This window comes from Butyrivibrio sp. AC2005 (assembly GCF_000424145.1).
Classification (GTDB): domain Bacteria; phylum Bacillota; class Clostridia; order Lachnospirales; family Lachnospiraceae; genus Butyrivibrio.
Map to the genome: position 1 here is coordinate 371595 of NZ_KE384138.1, position 19232 is coordinate 390826.

The window sequence follows — 19232 nt, forward strand, 5'->3', positions numbered from 1 at the left end:
GCATTTAATTAGTCGCGTTCAACGATAGTTGCACAACCCATGCCGCCACCGATGCAAAGAGTAGCAAGACCACGCTTCTTGTCAGATCTCTGCATCTCATGAAGAAGAGTAACAAGAATACGGCATCCTGATGCTCCAACAGGGTGTCCGAGTGCAATTGCACCACCGTTAACATTAAGCTTTGAAAGGTCAAAATTGAGGTCCTTTCCAACAGCTACAGACTGAGCTGCGAATGCCTCATTTGCCTCGTAGATATCGATATCGTCGATTGTAAGACCTGTACGTGCAAGAACCTTCTTAGTAGCTGCAACAGGGCCAACACCCATGATAGAAGGATCAACACCGCCAAGAGCACCAGCTACCCATGTAGCCATAGGCTTAACACCAAGCTCCTTAGCCTTTTCTTCGCTCATAACAACGATAGCTGCAGCACCATCATTGATACCTGATGCGTTACCTGCTGTTGTAACACCATCCTTGTTGATAGGACGAAGCTTTGCAAGACCTTCCATTGTAGATCCCGGACGAGGGCCTTCATCTGTATCAAATACAACTGTATCCTTCTTAACCTTAACTTCTACAGGAACGATCTCATCCTTGAACTTACCAGCCTTCTGAGCTGCCTCAGTCTTCTGCTGGCTGTTAAGTGCGAACTCATCAAGCTCTTCTCTTGTGAGCTTCCACTGCTCTGCTACATTATCTGCAGTCTGGATCATGTGGTAATCATTGAATGCATCCCAAAGAGCATCGTTTACCATGCAATCCTTTAATACGCCGTTGTTCATACGATAACCGAAACGTGCCTTGTCAAGTGCGAAAGGAGCCATTGACATGTTCTCCATACCACCTGCAACAACGATATCAGCATCACCTGATAAAATCTTCTCAGCTGCCATGTTTACACAGTTAAGACCTGATCCGCAAACAACGTTGATAGTAACAGCCGGTACCTCAACAGGAAGACCTGCCTTGATTGAAGCCTGACGAGCTACGTTCTGGCCAAGACCAGCCTGGATAACACATCCCATAAGAACTTCGTCAACCTGCTCCGGTTTAACTCCTGCTCTGTTAAGAGCTTCCTTAATTACGATAGAACCAAGATCTGCTGCCGGTGTGTTTGAAAGAGCACCGCCCATCTTACCGATCGCAGTTCTGCAAGCACCTGCTAATACTACCTTCTGTGCCATAGATGATACCTCCGTTTCGGGACTAGTTTGTCCGCTTTTATTATGTTTTTTAGTTGCTTGTTATTTTTTTGTCACAACGTATATATTATAGCATGCATGCTTTTTTCTATGCAACAAAAAGCATAGTCAATATATCCTTTTTTTGTGAAATTAATGTGAAGCTGTCACTTTGCACATAAATCTAAAAGTCAATATAAAAAATTAATTTAAATTTTATAATTTCTTTAAAAGTTATCCACAATTTTCAAAACAGGAATGCCTATTTTACGACTTATGCACGAAGTTATCCACATCATCCACATTTATCCACAGTTTTTTATATTTTTCCACTTAAAAAAGGCAAACATATTTTTTGTGTGACTTTCACAAAAATAAACAATTTGTAAACTCAGTTGTATTAAATTGATTATCTATATAAATAAATGATATAATTTAACTGATAATTTGAAATTATTCATATCAAGCAAATGCATTCATTTTAAGTGTATTTACTCTGAATAATCAAAAACTATAAAACTGCAAAGGGGATGATTGCATGAAATTCACTATTATTGGTAAGAACATCGATGTAACACCCGGACTGAGAGCCGCTGTGGAGGAAAAGATCGGAAAGCTCGAAAAGTACTTCACTCCGGAGACCAATGTCAATGTAACCTTAACTGCTGACAAGGATCGTCATAAGATCGAGGTAACAATCCCTGTTAAGGGCAAGATTATCAGATCCGAGCAGGTCAGCAACGATATGTACGTTTCAATCGATCTAGTGGAGGAAATCATTGAACGTCAGCTGAAAAAGTACAAGAGTAAACTTGTTAATAAGCACCAGACTGAGATCAGTAACTTCAAAAAAGAGTATATCGACAATGAAGATTTTGATGATGAAGAGATCAAAATCGAGAGAGTTAAGAAATTCGATTTAAAGCCAATGTATGTTGAAGACGCTGCTATTCAGATGGAGCTACTGGGACACAACTTCTTCGTATTTATCAATGCGGAGACAGATCAGCCCAATGTAGTATACAAACGCAAAGGCAATACATACGGCTTGATTGAGCCAGACTAATTGAATGATACGCCCTGGTTTTAGGGAATAATACGCCCCGGGATATATATTCATCTCCAACCTCGTTGCAAAAATATGCAGAATCGGTTGTATCTGAATATATATCCCGGGGCTTAGTTTATAGAAAATCTTCGGGGCTTACTTTTTTTCAAGACCAGACTTAATCAATATTCACCATTTGATAAGAGCAAGGAATGAAGAATAGTTTTTTTCATCTTATTGCCAAATCAGCACCGCAGAATATATATAAGAAAAATGAAAAGCCAGATTGGATGCGAGCATCCATCTGGCTTTAATTTTTCTTATTTGCTTATCTCTGCAGATTAGAAGATTCTTCTTACTGAAAGAACCTGTCTGTAGCTAGCGTTAGATATCTTGATACCGGTCTTAGCGGAAGAAGCATGTACAATCTGTCCTCCACCAATATAGATTCCTACGTGACCTGAGTAACATACAATATCACCAGGCTGTGCATTAGCAAGTCCATCAACTGCTGCTCCGACGCTTCTGTCCGCACCACTTGAGTGAGGAAGGCTGACACCGAAGTTAGCATATACACTCATAACGAATCCTGAGCAGTCAGCTCCGTTTGTAAGACTGGTTCCACCATATACATAAGGGTTACCAACGAACTGCTGTGCATAAGAAGCAACTGCAGAACCAATTGAGCTTGACTGTGTAGTATAACTTGCAGCTGAGTTGTAGCTCTTAGAACTTCCACCGCTGCTCTTACCGCCTTCATCAGAAGAACTCTTTGTATTCTTCTTAGCCTGCTCAAGAGCTGCCAGACGAGCCTCTTCCTCTTTCTTAAGACGAGCTTCCTCTTCTGCCTTAGACTCAGCTTCAACGAACTCTGTTGAAAGTGTTACATAATCCATTGATACGTAACCTTCACCTTCTTCGATGCTGACCTTAACCCAGCCATCCAACTCCTCGGTTACAACAAGTTCATCTTCTATCGGAACAAGTCCAAGCACTTCATCATCTGTGCTGGGGCCACTTCTTACTTTAAGAGTAGTAGTTGTAACAGTAGCAATTCTCTTACCAACCTGCTTAGCAAGTTCAACTGCATCCTCACCTGTTACACAGTACTCAGCCTTAACATAACCTTCAACTGAACCGGACTTAATCTTGTACCAGCCATCAGTCTCTTCAATAAAAGTACCAACTGAATCATCATAGAGCTTACCGATGATCTCGCCATCTTCCTCACTCGGGTTATCACGTACGTTAACGTAATCATTAACATTCGCAATTACCAGTGACTTGAAGCGCTCCTCTTCCTTCTGCTCTTCTGTAAGTTCTACCTGAGCCTCATCAGTAACCTCTTCTTCTCCGGTTCCGGGCTCTTCAGCCGGGATTGTAGCTCCTGTAGCTTTCTGAATATCATTAAGAATATTCTCCTGCAATGTTGATGCAAGAGGTGTAGTCTCTGTAATAGTTACAGCAGAATCCTCTATCTCGTTCTCTGCAACATCTGTACTATTATCATCTGCAAGGTTTGAAAGAGATACTGAATCTCCTGTCAAAGCGTAGCTTATGCCTGCGGAAGGCAAAACTGTTGTTACTTTGGATGCTGAAGCATTAACTCCGATACCAGATCCTCCAACGGTTACCGCAGCAGCAACCCCCATCGCCAATAGCTGCATTCTAGTCTTTCGCAAAACGAACCTCCAAACTATTTGTTACGAATTTGTTACATCTTTTAAAAATATACATTGTTAGTTTCAATTTGTCAACCTGCCTTAAACATTTTAGCACAAAATTGAAAGGCTTAACTGAGCCATTTGTTAAATTGGTGAATCTATTAAGTCAATTTAAGACATGCGAAAAGCCAGTATCCATGCGGATTCTGGCTCTTTTCTACATATTGTGTATTTTATGAAAAATAGTACAAGAAATAGTTAACAAAATTATAACAGTACTTTTTGTGCAAAATTTTTTATACTTATTTTATAGAATTTTTATTTTTTGCCAACTAAATAGTCCTGGACTGCGGTTACAGCATTAGCACCATCGGCAACCGCTGTAACAATTTGTCGTAATCTCTTCTTTCTTGAGTCACCTGCCACAAAAATTCCGGGAGTAGAAGTAGCTCCACTTTCATCAGCAATAATGTATCCGTTTTCATCCATTTGTGCCAGATCCCTGAAATTTTCTGTAAGCGGATGTATTCCTATCGCAACAAAAAGTGCATCGGTTTCAACATCTTTAATTTCACCGTTTTTTACATTCTTAACAGTTACCGCACTAACCTTATTATCGCCCTTTACCTCTTCGATAACACTATCCCAGATCACTTCCACATTAGGCAGGGATAAAAGCTCCTCCTGGAGAATCTTTGCAGCGCGCAGCTCGTCTCTTCTGTGAACAAGGTAAACCTTACTGCACCCTCTTGCAAGGAAAATAGCATCCTCTACGGCTACATCTCCGCCTCCGTTAACAACCGCAACCTTATTTTTGAAAAAAGCGCCATCACAGGTTGCACAGTAAGAAACTCCCCGTCCTGTAAATTCCTCTTCACCCTTTACTCCAAGCTTGTTATGAGAAGCACCAGTTGCAAGTATTACAGTTTTAGTTTCGTATTCACCTTGGTCTGTCACCACTTTATATATGGAAGATTCTTTTTCGTTTCCTTCCTTTTCCATTAATATAGAAGAAACGCATCCTTCTGCAAACTCGGCTCCCAGTTTATCCGCATGTTCACGGAACTTCATTCCCATATCAAATCCATTGATTCCGGGAAGTCCAAGGTAGTTATCTACTTCATAAGTTATAAGAATCTGGCCTCCGCTGACAGGATCCTTTTCAATCACAAGCGTATCAAGACCTGCCCTCTTTGCGTATACAGCTGCTGAAAGACCCGCCGGGCCCGAACCGATAATTATCAAATCTCTCATTATTCTAAAACCTCCTTGCGATAATATATTTATACATTAGATTGTGTGCAATTCATTTTATTATTCAAATCATAACCCCAAAATGATTATTTGTAAATATAGATTTTCATTTTTCCTCAAAAGCCAGTAATAAATGACTTCTTATGAACAAAAGTGGAAGTACGTATAAGAATCTATAGTATTATGATAATATATGATTGTAATCAATTTCAATTTGGAGAGTCTACAATGTCAGAGAAACAATCTGTTTTAATAACCGGAGCATCAAGAGGTATCGGAAAAGCTATTGCAGAATTATTTGCATCAAATAATTACAATCTCTATCTCTGCTGCAAAAACCATGCAGAAGCACTTCGGACCTTTTCCGAAGAACTATCTGAAAAATATGGAATCACAGCAATTGCTATTCGCTGTGATGTATCAAATGAGGCCGACGTACTCTCCCTGTTTGAGGAGATAAACCAGGCTCCCACTGGTTCTCCCTCTATAGTGATAAACAACGCCGGAATAGCCTGGTACGGTCTTTTAACCGACATGACCTCCGATGAATGGCACAACATGATCGGTACCAATCTCGATTCTGTTTTCTACATATGTAAAAATGCCGTTCCTCATATGGTAAGAAACGGCTATGGAAAAATCATCAATATATCCTCTGTTTGGGGCTCTGTCGGCGCTTCCTGTGAAGTAGCCTACTCTGCATCAAAGGGCGGCGTAAATGCCTTCACAAAGGCCCTTGCCAAAGAGCTTGCACCAAGTAACATACAGGTGAATGCCATTTCATGTGGGGCCATAGATACCGAAATGAACAGCTCACACCTTTCCGAAAGTGAGCTCAGGGAACTTTCAGAGGAAATTCCTGCAGACCGGCTGGGTACCCCCAGGGAGGTTGCTGAGCTGGCGCTTAGTCTTGCCACCTCACCTTCCTATCTCACAGGACAGATAATTACAATAGATGGCGGTTGGATTTAACCCACCGCCATCTTTTTTAAAATTTCATATCAAGTTTTGGAGCTATAGCCATCATACAGGCTCCAACTGCTACAATCACGAAAGATATAATCTGTGATGTTGAAAATACTCCAAGGCTTCCTCTGTAATCAGCACGGAAAAACTCTATGCAAAATCTTCCGATGCCATAAAGTATCAGATACATGGCCGCCGTTCTTCCCTTAACCTCAGTTTTCGTTGAAAACCATATAAGAAATGCGCCAATAAGAAAGTCTCCTGCTGAAGACATCAGCTGAGTCGGTATCAAAGGAACTCCGTTTGGTGCAAAATCCGAATGGGTAAACACTACATGAAAAGGACTTGTTGTCTCTGCCCCATAACAGCAGCCTGCACAAAAGCAGCCTATTCTGCCAAATCCCTGCGCAATCGCAACAGCAGGCATGACCACATCGAAATATGGCAGAAAATCTTCATGCTTTCTTTTTACGTAAACATAACTGGACAGGATTCCACCGATTATTCCGCCATACACAACATAGCCGTTTGCAAAATCCCACAATATGGAAGGAGTCTTCAAAATATTGGGGAATTCAACAATATAAAACAGAAGCCTGCATCCAAGCAGGCCTCCGATAATAGCGCAATAAAAGATTCCATATATGGTATCTTCAGATAAGCCCTTCTTTTTTCCTCTCTTCAGTACTATCATGAGCGCTGTTAAAAAACCCACAGCTATCATAAGGCCGTACATATGTAATGTAACAGGACCTATCTTAATATCATTAAACATATTTCCTCATTTCTTAAGTGTCCTCACGGTTTTGAGGCACTAACTCTGCAAGACTTTGTCAATTGCAGAAATAACAGTATTCTCATCGAGCGGTTTTGTAATGAATTCAACAGCACCGTTCTCAACAGCTTCCTTTACTTTCTCATTCTGCCCGGCAGCTGTTATCATTATTACCTTTGCATTCGGATATGACTTATGGATCAGTTTCAAGCCTTCAATTCCGTCCATAACAGGCATTGTAATATCCATTGTAACAATGTCAGGGTTGAATTTGCCGTAATCATCAAATCCTTCCTGCCCATTGGTAGCTTCATGAACAACAGTATGACCATGTCTCTCGAGCATATCCTTTAAAACTCGTCTGGATGTTCTGGAATCATCAACTATTAGAATGTTTGCCATAGCCCCTCCTTATTTTACAGAAACATCACTGTTAACAGCGATTACAAGACGAACTTCAGCATCGCAGCAGTAAATAGGCATTACATGAAGATCTTCACCTGCAATCTCGCCAAACCTGGTAATGAAATATGGCGGATCAAGGTTAATTCTCTTGCCTTTCTTACTTCTGTCTGTTGCATATAAACCATTTATACAGTTTATGAGCTCACACATGGCATCAAGAGCATCCTCCTCGGTTTCGATAAACTCCTCCTTGGTATAGCTCTTTGCCAGTTTCTGCAGCTCTTCATTCTTGCCAACAATTGCAACAGTAGCTTTGATGTCCCCTGAAAAGGACTGGTATGCAATACACTCCTCCTTGATGTTGCCGGCAGTATATACATGTCCGAAGGAAAGATGTGTATCCACAAGTCTGTATAGATTTTTTACTCCGTATTTGAACAGAGCATTGTACTCCTCATCCTCAGTCTCTGTAAAAAGCGGAACTATATAATCCGGATCACCATTCTTAAGAGCGGTCATCTGGTCTTCCGTCAGTTCTTTATCCTGCTGATAAGTCCTGAGAATATTGTCCACTTCTTCAAGCGTCATGATGCATTTTTCAACAAGCGCTGATGTAAAAGTCTGAAACTCATTTCCCTGTAGAGAAAGCAGATAACCAAGCTGTATCTCTGAAATATACCCTCTCTCAATCGCCAGGTCCCCGAAACGCTTATCCTTCATCGCCTGAATTGCATTGATTTCTTCAGCCTGAGCAACTGTCATCAGTTTCTCAGTAACAGCTATTACACCAAGCCTTGCCCTGCGCGACTCCATAACCTGATACGCAGTGTATAACTGTGCTTTAGTAATAGTCCCCCTGTCAAGGAGGTATTTTCCCAATATTCGGTCAAACATGATATCCTCCGTTCATAAGAAAAATCAAGAAAAAACACAATTAAGTTTAAGACAATTTTACCATAAATTAGACTTTCGGAATACTATTACTCTTCCTCTTCGTCATTTGTTTTAGCTGCAATTCCCTTACCGCTCATAGCTGACTGAACTGCTGCTTCAGTTTCAGAAAGCTTTTTCTTTGCAGGCTTTTTGCCCATAGCTTTTCCTGCAGCCTGTGCGGCCATCTGAAGTGCTATCATACGATCTCTGGGAATCATAACCTTCTGTCCGTTGGGATTGATAATGATACCATCCTTATCCCCCACAAACTTAAGAACATCCCCAAATCCAAATACAGCACCATTGTACTCTGATTTTCTGAAAGCCTTTGTAAACTCTATTCCATCCGTAAACACAGGAAGGAAATGCTTTTCGTCAGGGCTCTTTATCTCCGGGAATTTTATCTTCGTGTCTGCAGTAAATTTAAATCTTCCGTCCTCCAGAACCTCTACCGGTCCCTCGTGCTGCATGGGGACAATAAAGTTAGCAGCCTGAGCAGCTGCAGCCATACGCATTTCCTTTGCAGCAAGAACTTCATTTCTCTTTTCATATTTTACAGGCCATCTTACTTCGCCAAGGAAATCGAGGATTGAAAACACAAGTGCCGGGTTCTTGGGTGATTTATCACCACCGTTTCCCCAGTCTCCGGGAGCAGCTACAATTTCATTTCTCTTAAAATGAGCTCTGTAGTAACCGTTATCGATTATGATGTTCTCAACTCCGAGATAATACAGATAGTCGAAAAAGGTTCTTCTCTCACTTGCAGATTCTGCAGCATTATCAGCCTTGCAGGCACGGACAGCCAGCTTTCTGAACTGTTTTGAGAAAACCTTAACAGCCTCCTCGGCATATTCCTGAGAAGAATAAATATTGATATATCCATGATCGATGAAGGGATATCCTGTAAACATATCGAAGAGAACATAAAGCATCTTTGCATCACGTACTCTTCCAAGTACCTCATTATAAACCTTTCTATGATTAGCCTCGTATCCGGGAATAGGTGCTGCCTTCTGGAATCTCTCCTGAACAGTCAGAAGAAAAAGAAGCTCCTGCATAGAGAAGAACTTTATAGACTCAGGGTTAAGCTCCTCCTCATAAATAAGCTCAGCTATTTCTGCTTTTCTCTCATCTGTAAGCGGATCTTCAAAATCTACATCCTCTTCCTGACCCTCAATCTTTATAGGATTAAGTCTTCCCGGAACAGGCCAACCAAGCTCCTTATGCTTTTCCTTGAGCTCTGCTATCTGCGCTTCCTTCTTCTCGGCCTCACGCTGTTCTTCAAGAAGTGCTGCTTCCTCCGCTTTCTTTTTATTTCCACCCAAAAAATTCAAAATTCCCATTAAAAAATATCTCCGTTCTAAAAAACTCTATGTCACATTTATCGGACACTTAACTAATTATGCTTTTATATCAGACTCAAAAAATGTCTTAGAAAAATCAATCAGATACTCCACATCCTGTACACCTGCTGTCTCATAAGGAGAGTGCATTGCAAGCTGTGCCATACCTATATCCACAGTTCTTACAGCAACCTGTGTGCCTGATATATTACCAAGCGTTGATCCCCCTGCAACGTCAGAGCGGTTGGTAAAGGTCTGATAAGGTACCTTTGCTTTTTCACAGATAAGCTTACATATAGCCCCTGAAGCTGCATCTGTTGTGTACTTCTGGTTAGCATTATACTTTATTACAATGCCCTTGTTCATCTGAGGTCTGTTCACCGGATCAGCCTTCTCGATATAGTTAGGATGAACTGCATGAGCGTTATCCGCTGAAACCATAAAACTGTTTGCAAGTGATACAAGATAAACTTCCTTACTCTTGCCAAATGCATCATTTACTCTTACCAGTGTATCCTTAAGGAAGGTTGACGCTGCACCCTGTCTTGTGGTGCTTCCGACCTCTTCGTTATCAAATACAACATGCATGATAACATTATTATCATTCTCAGCATTCATGAAGCCCTCAAATGAGCCATAGCAGCATTCAAGGTCATCGAGGCGTCCCGATGAAACAAACTCATCATTAGCGCCCCATACTGATGGCTCAACTCTGTTATAAAGGAAAAGGTCGTGAGAAACAATATCCTCCTCCTTCACACCTGCAGCCTCAGCTATGGTTGTCATAAACTTATCCTTGCTTGCAGCATCTCCGAAAATCGGAAGCATGTCTTTCTGTACATTGAACTTGTGTCCGTCGTTGGCCTCTCTGTCCATATGAATTGCCAGCGAGGGAAGCATTACAAGGTCTCTTCCTACGTCAACAAGCTTTGATTCAACACCTATTGCATCTCCTGAACTCTTAACCATAACTCTTCCCGCTACGGACAGTGGTCTGTCAAACCATGGAGCACAAAGCATACCACCATATTTCTCAACATTAAGAGTCACGTAAGCTGAAGCAGCTTCAATCTCAGGATTCTCCTTAATCTTAAATGAAGGAGAGTCACTGTGACTTGCGATCATGTAAAATCCCTTGTAGTCCTCTGCAGGGATTTTAAAGGATATTATTGAAGATCCGCTTCTTGTGACAAAATATTTTCCACCTTTATCAAGACTCCACTTCTCGCTTTCATCAAGCTCATCAAAGCCCTCAGCAAGAAGTCTCTCCCTTAGCTCAGCCACTGCATGAAAAGCTGTTGGACTCTTCTTAATAAAGTCTGTTAATCCTTTTACTGTTTTCTTCATTACTTCACCTTCTTTTATTTATCATTTCCAGTACGAATTCTGTCCTGAAGTCCTCTGTAGAACTCAGACATTCGATCCGTGTTAAGCTTTTTACCCCCTCTGAAAACAGGTCTTTTGAACCTGAAATTCTTGATATTTCCAAGCTGATACTTTTGTCTGAAATCCAGTCTCTCAGCAGCAAAAGCAACTGCCTCCCTGGCCTTTACAGGAACCGAAGTAATAGCTTCCTTCGCTTTTCCCGGAGTTGAAGCAGCTGTAATATAAAAATCCTCCATACGTTCATCAAATTCAGCCATGGCACCAGCAACCATCTCCTGGAGATGAACCAGACTTGATACTGTAAGCACCAGATCAGCTGCAAGATAAGCCATAAGAAGAAGTGCGATTATCTCTGCTAAAAGCGGATTCATCATGTTTCTAATATTCTCAGCAACAGGACATGCAAATCTTGTAACAAGTATTCCCGCAAATCCAAAGCCTAAGGTCGCAGGGACGCAGACACGTCCATTGATATTAAGTGGCATATCATAATATTCCCACCATACTGCGTGGAACTTTTTTTCCAAAATATAGGATGTGCTGTATTCCAAAACTATACTGCCCAAAGCACAGATAATAAATATCTTCCATATCGGAATCATATTATACGGTATTCCCCTGAACATTGGCAGATATCCAAACACTATAGAGCATGCCACAGCACCTGTACCATAAATCGGACAAATGGGTCCAAATAAAAATCCCCGGTTCCGCCAATGCCCTTCCTTAACGGTGCAATAAGTACATTCATATATCCAGCCGATAAAGCTGTACACCATGAATTCTATAAAAAATTTACTGACAAACATTCCATTTCTCTTTCTTATTTATCACTGCTTTTTGCCAAACTTGCAGATATCCTTAAGACAGCACGCATCACACTGCGGTCGTCTGGCAACACAGACAGCTCTTCCATGCCATACAAATCTGTGGCAAAGACTGTTACCTTCCTCAGGTGGTACGATTTTCCAAAGCTGAGCTTCAACCTTGGCAGGATCCTTTATATTATCCACAAGTCCTATGAGATTACTTAGTCTGATGCAATGAGTATCAGTGACTATTGCCGGCTTTCCAAACACATCTCCCATAACAAGATTTGCGCTTTTCCTGCCAACTCCCGGAAGCTCCAGCAGTTCTTCCATGGTATCAGGCACCATATCATTATACTTTTCATGAAGCATTTTCATGCAGGCGCTGATATCCCTGGCCTTGGATTTACCAAGACCGCAGGGTCTTACAATCTCCTCTATCTCAGCAGGATCTGCATTAGCAAGAGCCTCTACTGTCGGAAACTTCTCATATAAAACAGGAGTAGTCTTGTCCACCCTTGCATCAGTGCACTGTGCTGCAAGTCTTACGCTGACAAGAAGCTGCCATGCCTCGCTGTAATCCAGCGTACAGTCAGCATCAGGATACTCATTTTTTAATCTCTCTATTACTTCTAAAGCTAATTGTTTTTTTGTCATAGCACATACCTTTATATTTTATCCTAAAACTGCTTATGATTACAGTACTAAATATAATTTCAGGAGCGAAATTCTTGCAACCCCCCTGAGAATATACTTAGTTTAAGATAAAAAGTCCGGAAAGCAAAAGCCTCCCGGACTCATTGTCAATTCTCTGTCTGTTCAAGCGCGCTGCTCATCAGCTTTAATAATTCAAGCGTGCTTCTGAAATGAACTTTCTTTTTCTTCTCAGACCATAGTACCTGCCCCTGCCAGGAACTGTTCTGTCTGAATTTAACCTGTACAATAAAGGTAGCCTGCTCACCTCTGTAGGTCTTAAGACTTCTGATAGGCTCTCTCTTCCTGATAGAATTGGGATTATGATAATCTCTGGACTTATCCTTCTGACCAAAGGTTCTGTAGGATGTGGTCCTCTGAGGGAAATCCCAGTTATCGTAGAGTCTGTCCATCAGCATTATCATCTCATAGCCGCTGTTAAACGGAAGTGGTTCCTCTTCGTAGGGCGTCCACAAAACTCCGTTTATATCCCTCTCCGATGCCTCGTTAACACAGACGCAAATTAAGTTTTTTCCATAAATACGTGATTCTGATTCAGTCATTTTTCTTTCTCTTGTCTCTTCTTAAAGTTAGTATTGTCATAAAAAGTATTGCTGCTGCAAATACTATTATGTGTCTGCCTAAATCCGAATAATCATCGGTCGATGATCTTCTGGCACCAAGGACGTTATCATCCGTAGGATTTGCTATATCCACTGTAACATCACCGGATTCTCTCTTTGCACCAAGTACATTGGGATTAGCCTCAGCTGTGGCATTATCTGCTGCAGGTGCCTGAGCTGTTGTATCAGCAGGTGCCTGACCGGAAGATGAATCTCCGGAATCAGAAGAATTATTTTCCTGTGGTGTCTCATTTATAGCCTTATCATCAGGCTTTTTAATCTTGAGGACTCCGGGTACAACCTCTATATCATAGTTTTCTGCCAAAGTGCCTGGGTTAAGATTATAGGTAAAGTAGTTGTAGCTTTCACCAATCTTTTTCTGCTTACCGGTAAACTCGTATGTAGCACCCTCTCCTTCAACAAAACCGTCACCAGAAACTGTGACCTCATGCTTTTTGTGAGTCTTATCATCAAACTTTTTGGTCAGGCTCGCAGAAGTAAGAATAACTTTACGTTTTTCTATAGTGAGCTTTCCGGGTTTAAATTCATAGCTGAATTGTCCCGTAACATCATTACCTTCGGAATCCTTAATAACCGGCGTACCTGTTATATTCACAGGATATTCACCAGCATTTGTACCTGCTCCTGAAGCTGCAATGCCTGTAACAGAAAAGGTTGCATTACCAATAGTAAGATTAAGAACCTGCGTGGGATCACCGTTTCCACTTACCTGATATTCGGAGCTGCTTCTTCCCTCTAAGGTAAATCCGCTGATGCTCTGCTCTTTTCCTGAATACTTAACAGTACCGTTTGTTCCTTCTATCGTAAGGATATACTTTTGTTCATCAGTTCTGTCTACAACCTGAAGCGCACCATAGGTATAGTGAATATCATAGACATCCGGATTAGTTCCATCTTTATATGAACTTATGGTAAATACATTCTGTACTACTCCTACAGAAGTTATTGAAGCCGTAAATTCGTAATTAGCTCCATCACCCGGAAGCCAGCCGCTCTCCTCGGAAAGAGGCATTCCACCATTTGTGAGTGGAGTTCCATCATATGGCTTAACCACATTCATGGACTTCAGCGTCACACTTCTCTTGGTGATTACATTATCAGCAGTAACCAAAAGCGATGCTGAAAGATCAACCACCTGATTATATGTGCCATCATAGATGGGAAGCTGCGATATAGACACCTGAAATTTATTATTACTTCCATTGGTGACTTCCGTTGCAGTTACTGTAACAGTATTATCAGCAAGCCCTCCTATATAATAGGTCTTACCATTCGCATCAGTAGCAACAGCAAGCTCGCCGTTAGGAGTTGATGCTGTGTTCAATCTGACGGAAACCTCATGTGCATTCCCATCATATTCAACAGGATTAGTAGGAGTTCCGGTTACGAATAATGCGGTAGGAAGCTCAGCGGCATCATTCTTTTCTGCAGACTGTGTTCCCTGCGAAGCCCCCGCTGCCGGCTGCTCTTGCTGTGCGGAAGTGTCTGACGGTTGAGCATCCTGAGGTGTAGAAATTCCAGGCTCCTCACCCTGCTGAGGGATCTCTGCAGACTGTTCCTCCTGCGAAGGTGTCTGGGCAGATTGTCCATCCTGTGCAGAAGTATCTGAAGATGGATTATCCTGGGATGTAGCATCCTCAGGCTGTTCTTCCTGCGAAGGTACATTTTCAGACGGTGCTTCCTGCGAAGGCAACTCTGCGTACAGATCTCCACGTGAAGCATCCTCTTCAGGCTGCACCTCCGGCTGCGTTGCCTCACCCGGCTGCTGTTCGTGATTTTCAGCTGCTTCCTGCTGCTGATTTTCTCCAGCTGGCTGAATATCCTGCTGATCATCATTAGCAGGCTGTTCTTCCTCATGAGCATCCTGTCCGTCAGTATTATCCTGAGATTCGTCACCGTCTCCTATATCATTATTCAGTTGATCATTTGAATTGGAAGAGTTCTCCGGAATTCCGGAAGTATTTTCCCCGGAGCTCTGATTCAGCTCCTCCTCCTGTCCCGGCTCTTCACCGGCAACAACGCCCTCGGCATTGACATACACTTCGCTTGACGCACTGACTGTCAAAGCTGCAATCATAATGCAGACTGTTACTGTCTTCTTAGCAAACCTTATTAAATTCCCCTTCAAAACATTACCCTCATAAAGAAAACAACAAAAGCAACAAATATTCAGATTTATATTATGAAATTATGTGCAATTTCACTTATCCCTGAATAGTTTCCATTTTAAATGTTTTTGTCCTTAAAAGCAACCGCTGTTATTTCTGCCTTTCCTTTTCTCTCATCTCATCAGCCATCTTCTGGGTAAGCAGTATGCTGTCATCCCATGATTTATAGCGCTCATCGCCTCTTCTGTCCTCTATCAAATCTCCGAATCTTCCAAGCAGATGTCCGGCCAGATAATCAGTAAATTTACTGCTTCCCTCATAGTTAAGGTGAGAATGATCGTTAAAATCCTTAGTGAAATCAAGACCTATTTCATCATAAGCTTCATTCATGTTCATATATTCAATACCGTTATCTTCAGCGATCTGTCCTACTTTGTTGTAAGTAAGCATTTCCTTTTCATAAATTATATACGGAGCCACAATAAAAAAGAGCTTTACGTCATTCTCATTTGCAAGATCAATAATTTTATTGAGATATTTTTCTGTCTTAGGTGTAATGTCTGCGCCTATAGTCTCACTAAAGTCAGGCCTCGGCTGCTCCTTGGCAGCACAATAGGGCGTATATCCTTTAAAGGCTGCAAGGTCTTCTTTTCCCCAAAGCGCATCAAAATCATCCTGTGTCAGGTTCTCGTATCTGTTGTGATAGGTGAAAAAGTCAGGAAAATAGTCATCCCACTTCGTAACCTCACAGCTTGTAACAAACAGCCCCAGCTTGTTTAATGAAGGGCGTAGTCCCTGCACATTTTCATATAAAAAGTCGTACTGATAATCATTTTTAAAGCATGCCGGTGCATAAAAATCAAGAACTGCAACCTTGGGCTTTTGTGTTTTTAACGCCTCTTTAAAATAGTAGTAGGTCTGCCACATGGTCTGCTCAGCAGCACTGTAATCATAGGCTGCAATACCATACTTTTCCCAGAGAAGCGCCGTGTTAATATCGCAGTGAATATGGCTCGATCCGAGCATAAGCACATCTATGGTATCCTTAGGCTGTTCATAAAAGCTTCGGGCCTGATTTATACCATGAATCGATTTTTCTGAAAGAAGCCTGTCAAGACTGCTCATAATAATAATGAAGGCAAGTATGAATGCTGTGTAGGTAAAGATTTTCTTTAAATTTTTCTTTTTCATATAGCTCCTAAATAATTCGCCAAGTAATTAATAAGGAAGTTCTGTTCGAGCTTCGCTCGCCAGAACGGGCACACTCACTAAGCTCGATAATACCTCGCTAAGTGATTATGCTCAGAACTCCATGTACATGAATCCGATAACCTGTTCAGATGGGCCGTAAACTCCGTAAACAAGAAGGAGAACCAAAAGAACAAGGAATATTGTAAGTCTGAGCGGAAGTGCCATATCCATAAGAAGTTCCGGAAAATCCTTCTTTTTGGCACTTGAATAAACGTCCATAACGATCATCACAAGCACGCCGATTATCATAATCCACATCTGATAATTACTCATCTCAAGTAATTCCATTTCCTCAGTCCAGGACATTTGAATTCCGCTTCCAAGGAACATGTTTTTAATGTATCTGAGACCTCTGCTAAGACTGTCTGCACCAAACAGTATCCATGCTATGGACACGCTTATGAACACCAGTATACGTCTTACTATCTGCATGATTTTTGCATCGAAAACATGCATTTTTTCAAGAACATTATCCACAACCGAAAGAAAGCCGTGCATAAGCCCCCACGCCACAAAGTTAAGGCCGTTGCCGTGCCACAGTCCGCATACAAAGAATACTATTACTGTATTGAGATGCTTTCTGAAGGCACCCTTTCTGTTTCCGCCAAGAGGAATATAAATATAGTCCCTAAGCCAGTTGCTAAGAGAAATGTGCCATCTTCTCCAAAAATCCGACATACTCTTTGCCGTATATGGCGCTTTAAAATTCTGTGTAAGTTTAATTCCGAATAAAAGCGCAATACCTATTGCAATTGAAGAATATCCTGCAAAGTCCGTATAGATTTGCAAAGTGTACATAAGGCTTCCTACAAGAAGCGCTTTTGCTGAATGGAAATCCGGGTTTTCCAAAAGTACCGTCGTATACTGCGCAAATCTGTTAGCAAGAACCAGCTTCATGCTAAAACCATAGAGAACGTATGCAAAAGCCCTGTTAAGATTCTCCTCATCGAAGAATTTGTGCGCACCTACAGCCTCTTTTTGTGAAAAGAAATTCTCGGCTCTCTCAATCGGTCCGCTTATGAATTTTGCAAAAAATGACTGATATAAAAAGAAATCAATTATATTCGGAAAATGTGTAACTTTCCCTTTATAAGTATCAATAAGAAAGCTGATTGACTGGAAAATGTAATAAGAAAAACCAATAGGAAGAATCACCCACGACATGAAGGAAGGAAGGTGATCCCTGGTCCTGAGAACATCCCCTAATTTGAGGAAACAAAGTGATGACGCACATCCAAGAACTCCAAGAACTGTAAGAATTCTTGCCACTGCAACTTTGCTGTCCATGAATTTATGAATCAAAAAGCCTATGAGATAAGTAGACACAGAAACCAGCAGCACAAAAACAAGTGCTATTCTGCTCATTATAACAATATATCCCCAGCTCACCGCCATCAAAACAAACGGTCTGTATTTTGGTGCTGATATATGAAATGCAATTAGTGAAATGACCAGAAAAATAAACGTCGTAAATTGAAAAGTCATCGCTTCCCCCATAAATCGTGTAATGAAGAAATTATATCATACATTCACTCCTGTCCGAACAAAAAAATAGGGCATGCTAAGATCGCATGCCCTCATATTGATATAAGAAATCACAAATCCTTTACATAAAGATGATCGGTTGTTCCGCCATAATTGGTAATTTCTTTCATATAATGATATCCGTAACGCTCATATAATCCTGTGAATTCTGACGGGATATAGCTTTTCTTAAAGCCATGCTCCATCAAATACACATTTGCATAAGAAATCAACTTTTCGCTGACTCTCTGCCCGCGGTATTCATCAGCTACATACACACAGGATACCCACGGAAAATACTCCGGAAGAGGATAATAATCCTCCTTTAAAACCGAAGTCATTCCTATGATTTTACCACCTTCTCTGGCAACAAACATGGTTTCCCAATCAGAAAAATTCCAGTTTGTTATCATATCTGATATGTGACCTTTTACCGCTTCCCAGGAACAATCTTTGACAAATGAAAGCAGCTCATCCGCAAGTTCTGTACCTTTCTCAACCTTAAAAATTTCGAAATCTTTAAGCTCATGCCAGCCAAAGTGTTTTTCCACCAAAGCTACCGTATCTTCAACACTTCTGTTATAGTCACGCTCAAGCCAGAAGAATTTGCTCTGTTTTATCTCCTGATATTTCTCCATATTTAGCTCATACAGAGTCTGTGTGCAGGTCTTCTTAGCCTTCTCATAATCAGTTGCACTATGGATGAAGTCGCTGAAGTCCTGATGATCAGGCCTGTCACAATAGGTTTCAACCAAATCTGTCGGATCCGTTATCATAAACGCGGCCCTTGAAGGGTCAGATAACTGCTCGATCTGTTCCATCGTAAAATGACAGTCACATATAACTCTTCCGTTCTGCGAAAGCCTTATCAGATCAAGAATTATGAAATCAAGCTGCTCCTTCAGGTTTCCCAGAAGCCACGCTTTATATTCCTCTACACTCCGGCCGAAGAATTCATCAGCATCTCTGAACTGCTTATTCATATTTGGCTGATGCTCACTATCAGATATTGCCTGGTGAAAAGGAAACTGTTCATCAATGTCATACACCGGAATTCCGTATTTTTCTCCCAGCGCTCTCGATATTGTCGTCTTGCCACCGCAAGGTGTTCCGGTAATAAAATAAACGTTATGTAAATATTCTTTAAGTATATTGTCCTGAAGTATCATAATAGTTTTCTCCTTATTTCAAATAGTTTGTTTTCGGTCTCAATAGCAAGCATGAAACTATTCTGATAAGGTTCCA

Annotated in this window: 17 protein-coding genes; 2 read left to right on the plus strand and 15 right to left on the minus strand. The window is 41.3% G+C overall.

The features are described from left to right. Positions 1 to 8: 8 nt before the first annotated feature. Positions 9 to 1187 (minus strand): acetyl-CoA C-acetyltransferase, encoded by a 1179-nt coding sequence (locus tag G602_RS0121685; protein WP_022762765.1) that lies wholly within the window; start codon positions 1185 to 1187, stop codon positions 9 to 11. A 535-nt stretch (positions 1188 to 1722) separates the two neighbouring features. Between G602_RS0121685 and hpf the strand changes: the two genes are divergently transcribed. Continuing rightward, positions 1723 to 2250, plus strand: a complete 528-nt coding sequence (gene hpf, locus G602_RS0121690) for a ribosome hibernation-promoting factor, HPF/YfiA family (RefSeq protein WP_026660896.1) — start codon at positions 1723 to 1725, stop codon at positions 2248 to 2250. A gap of 323 nt (positions 2251 to 2573) precedes the next feature. Here the strand turns inward: hpf and G602_RS0121700 are convergent, their stop codons facing one another. Together G602_RS0121700 and trxB are read right to left on the minus strand one after the other, a co-directional pair. Then, entirely contained in the window at positions 2574 to 3914 is a 1341-nt protein-coding gene (locus G602_RS0121700) for a C40 family peptidase (protein ID WP_026660897.1), read from the minus strand. A gap of 300 nt (positions 3915 to 4214) precedes the next feature. Further along, positions 4215 to 5150, minus strand: coding sequence for a thioredoxin-disulfide reductase (gene trxB / locus G602_RS0121705; protein WP_026660899.1), 936 nt, complete (start codon positions 5148 to 5150; stop codon positions 4215 to 4217). A gap of 228 nt (positions 5151 to 5378) precedes the next feature. Between trxB and ymfI the strand changes: the two genes are divergently transcribed. Continuing rightward, positions 5379 to 6122 carry an elongation factor P 5-aminopentanone reductase gene (gene ymfI / locus G602_RS0121710; protein WP_026660900.1) on the plus strand — a complete coding sequence of 248 codons (744 nt, stop codon included), beginning with the start codon at positions 5379 to 5381 and terminating at the stop codon, positions 6120 to 6122. A gap of 16 nt (positions 6123 to 6138) precedes the next feature. Here ymfI and lgt read toward each other — a convergent pair whose 3' ends face one another. The 12 genes from lgt to G602_RS31610 form a co-directional block, all read right to left on the minus strand. Continuing rightward, positions 6139 to 6891: a prolipoprotein diacylglyceryl transferase gene (gene lgt / locus G602_RS0121715; protein WP_026660901.1), complete on the minus strand. Its 753-nt coding sequence runs from the start codon at positions 6889 to 6891 to the stop codon at positions 6139 to 6141. Between the two features lie 39 nt (positions 6892 to 6930). Then, positions 6931 to 7293, minus strand: a complete 363-nt coding sequence (locus tag G602_RS0121720; protein ID WP_026660902.1) for a response regulator — start codon at positions 7291 to 7293, stop codon at positions 6931 to 6933. Between the two features lie 9 nt (positions 7294 to 7302). Next, a complete protein-coding gene (locus G602_RS0121725; protein WP_026660903.1) occupies positions 7303 to 8190 on the minus strand; it encodes a chemotaxis protein CheX in 888 nt (295 codons plus the stop codon). Positions 8191 to 8276: 86 nt separating this feature from the next. Further along, complete coding sequence (locus G602_RS0121730) at positions 8277 to 9572, minus strand: SseB family protein (RefSeq protein WP_026660904.1); 1296 nt, start codon at positions 9570 to 9572, stop codon at positions 8277 to 8279. Between the two features lie 57 nt (positions 9573 to 9629). Next, the gene (locus G602_RS0121735; protein WP_044933095.1) at positions 9630 to 10919 is read right to left on the minus strand and encodes a M18 family aminopeptidase; all 1290 of its coding nucleotides are present in this window, start codon (positions 10917 to 10919) and stop codon (positions 9630 to 9632) included. A 14-nt stretch (positions 10920 to 10933) separates the two neighbouring features. Then, the gene (locus tag G602_RS29500; RefSeq protein WP_049945400.1) at positions 10934 to 11767 is read right to left on the minus strand and encodes a putative ABC transporter permease; all 834 of its coding nucleotides are present in this window, start codon (positions 11765 to 11767) and stop codon (positions 10934 to 10936) included. Between the two features lie 21 nt (positions 11768 to 11788). Continuing rightward, positions 11789 to 12424, minus strand: coding sequence for an endonuclease III domain-containing protein (locus G602_RS0121745; protein ID WP_026660906.1), 636 nt, complete (start codon positions 12422 to 12424; stop codon positions 11789 to 11791). A gap of 146 nt (positions 12425 to 12570) precedes the next feature. After that, entirely contained in the window at positions 12571 to 13023 is a 453-nt protein-coding gene (locus tag G602_RS29505; protein ID WP_026660908.1) for a hypothetical protein, read from the minus strand. After that, the gene (locus G602_RS0121755; protein ID WP_026660909.1) at positions 13016 to 15232 is read right to left on the minus strand and encodes a hypothetical protein; all 2217 of its coding nucleotides are present in this window, start codon (positions 15230 to 15232) and stop codon (positions 13016 to 13018) included. Before G602_RS0121755 ends, G602_RS29505 begins: the two co-directional genes overlap by 8 nt. Before the next feature lie 130 nt (positions 15233 to 15362). Next, complete coding sequence (locus G602_RS0121760; RefSeq protein ID WP_026660910.1) at positions 15363 to 16403, minus strand: hypothetical protein; 1041 nt, start codon at positions 16401 to 16403, stop codon at positions 15363 to 15365. Positions 16404 to 16514: 111 nt separating this feature from the next. Further along, on the minus strand, positions 16515 to 17948 hold the full coding sequence (locus G602_RS0121765; RefSeq protein ID WP_026660911.1) for an MBOAT family O-acyltransferase: 1434 nt from the start codon (positions 17946 to 17948) through the stop codon (positions 16515 to 16517). A 110-nt stretch (positions 17949 to 18058) separates the two neighbouring features. Next, the gene (locus tag G602_RS31610; protein WP_242835700.1) at positions 18059 to 19156 is read right to left on the minus strand and encodes a GNAT family N-acetyltransferase; all 1098 of its coding nucleotides are present in this window, start codon (positions 19154 to 19156) and stop codon (positions 18059 to 18061) included. Positions 19157 to 19232 lie beyond the last annotated feature (76 nt).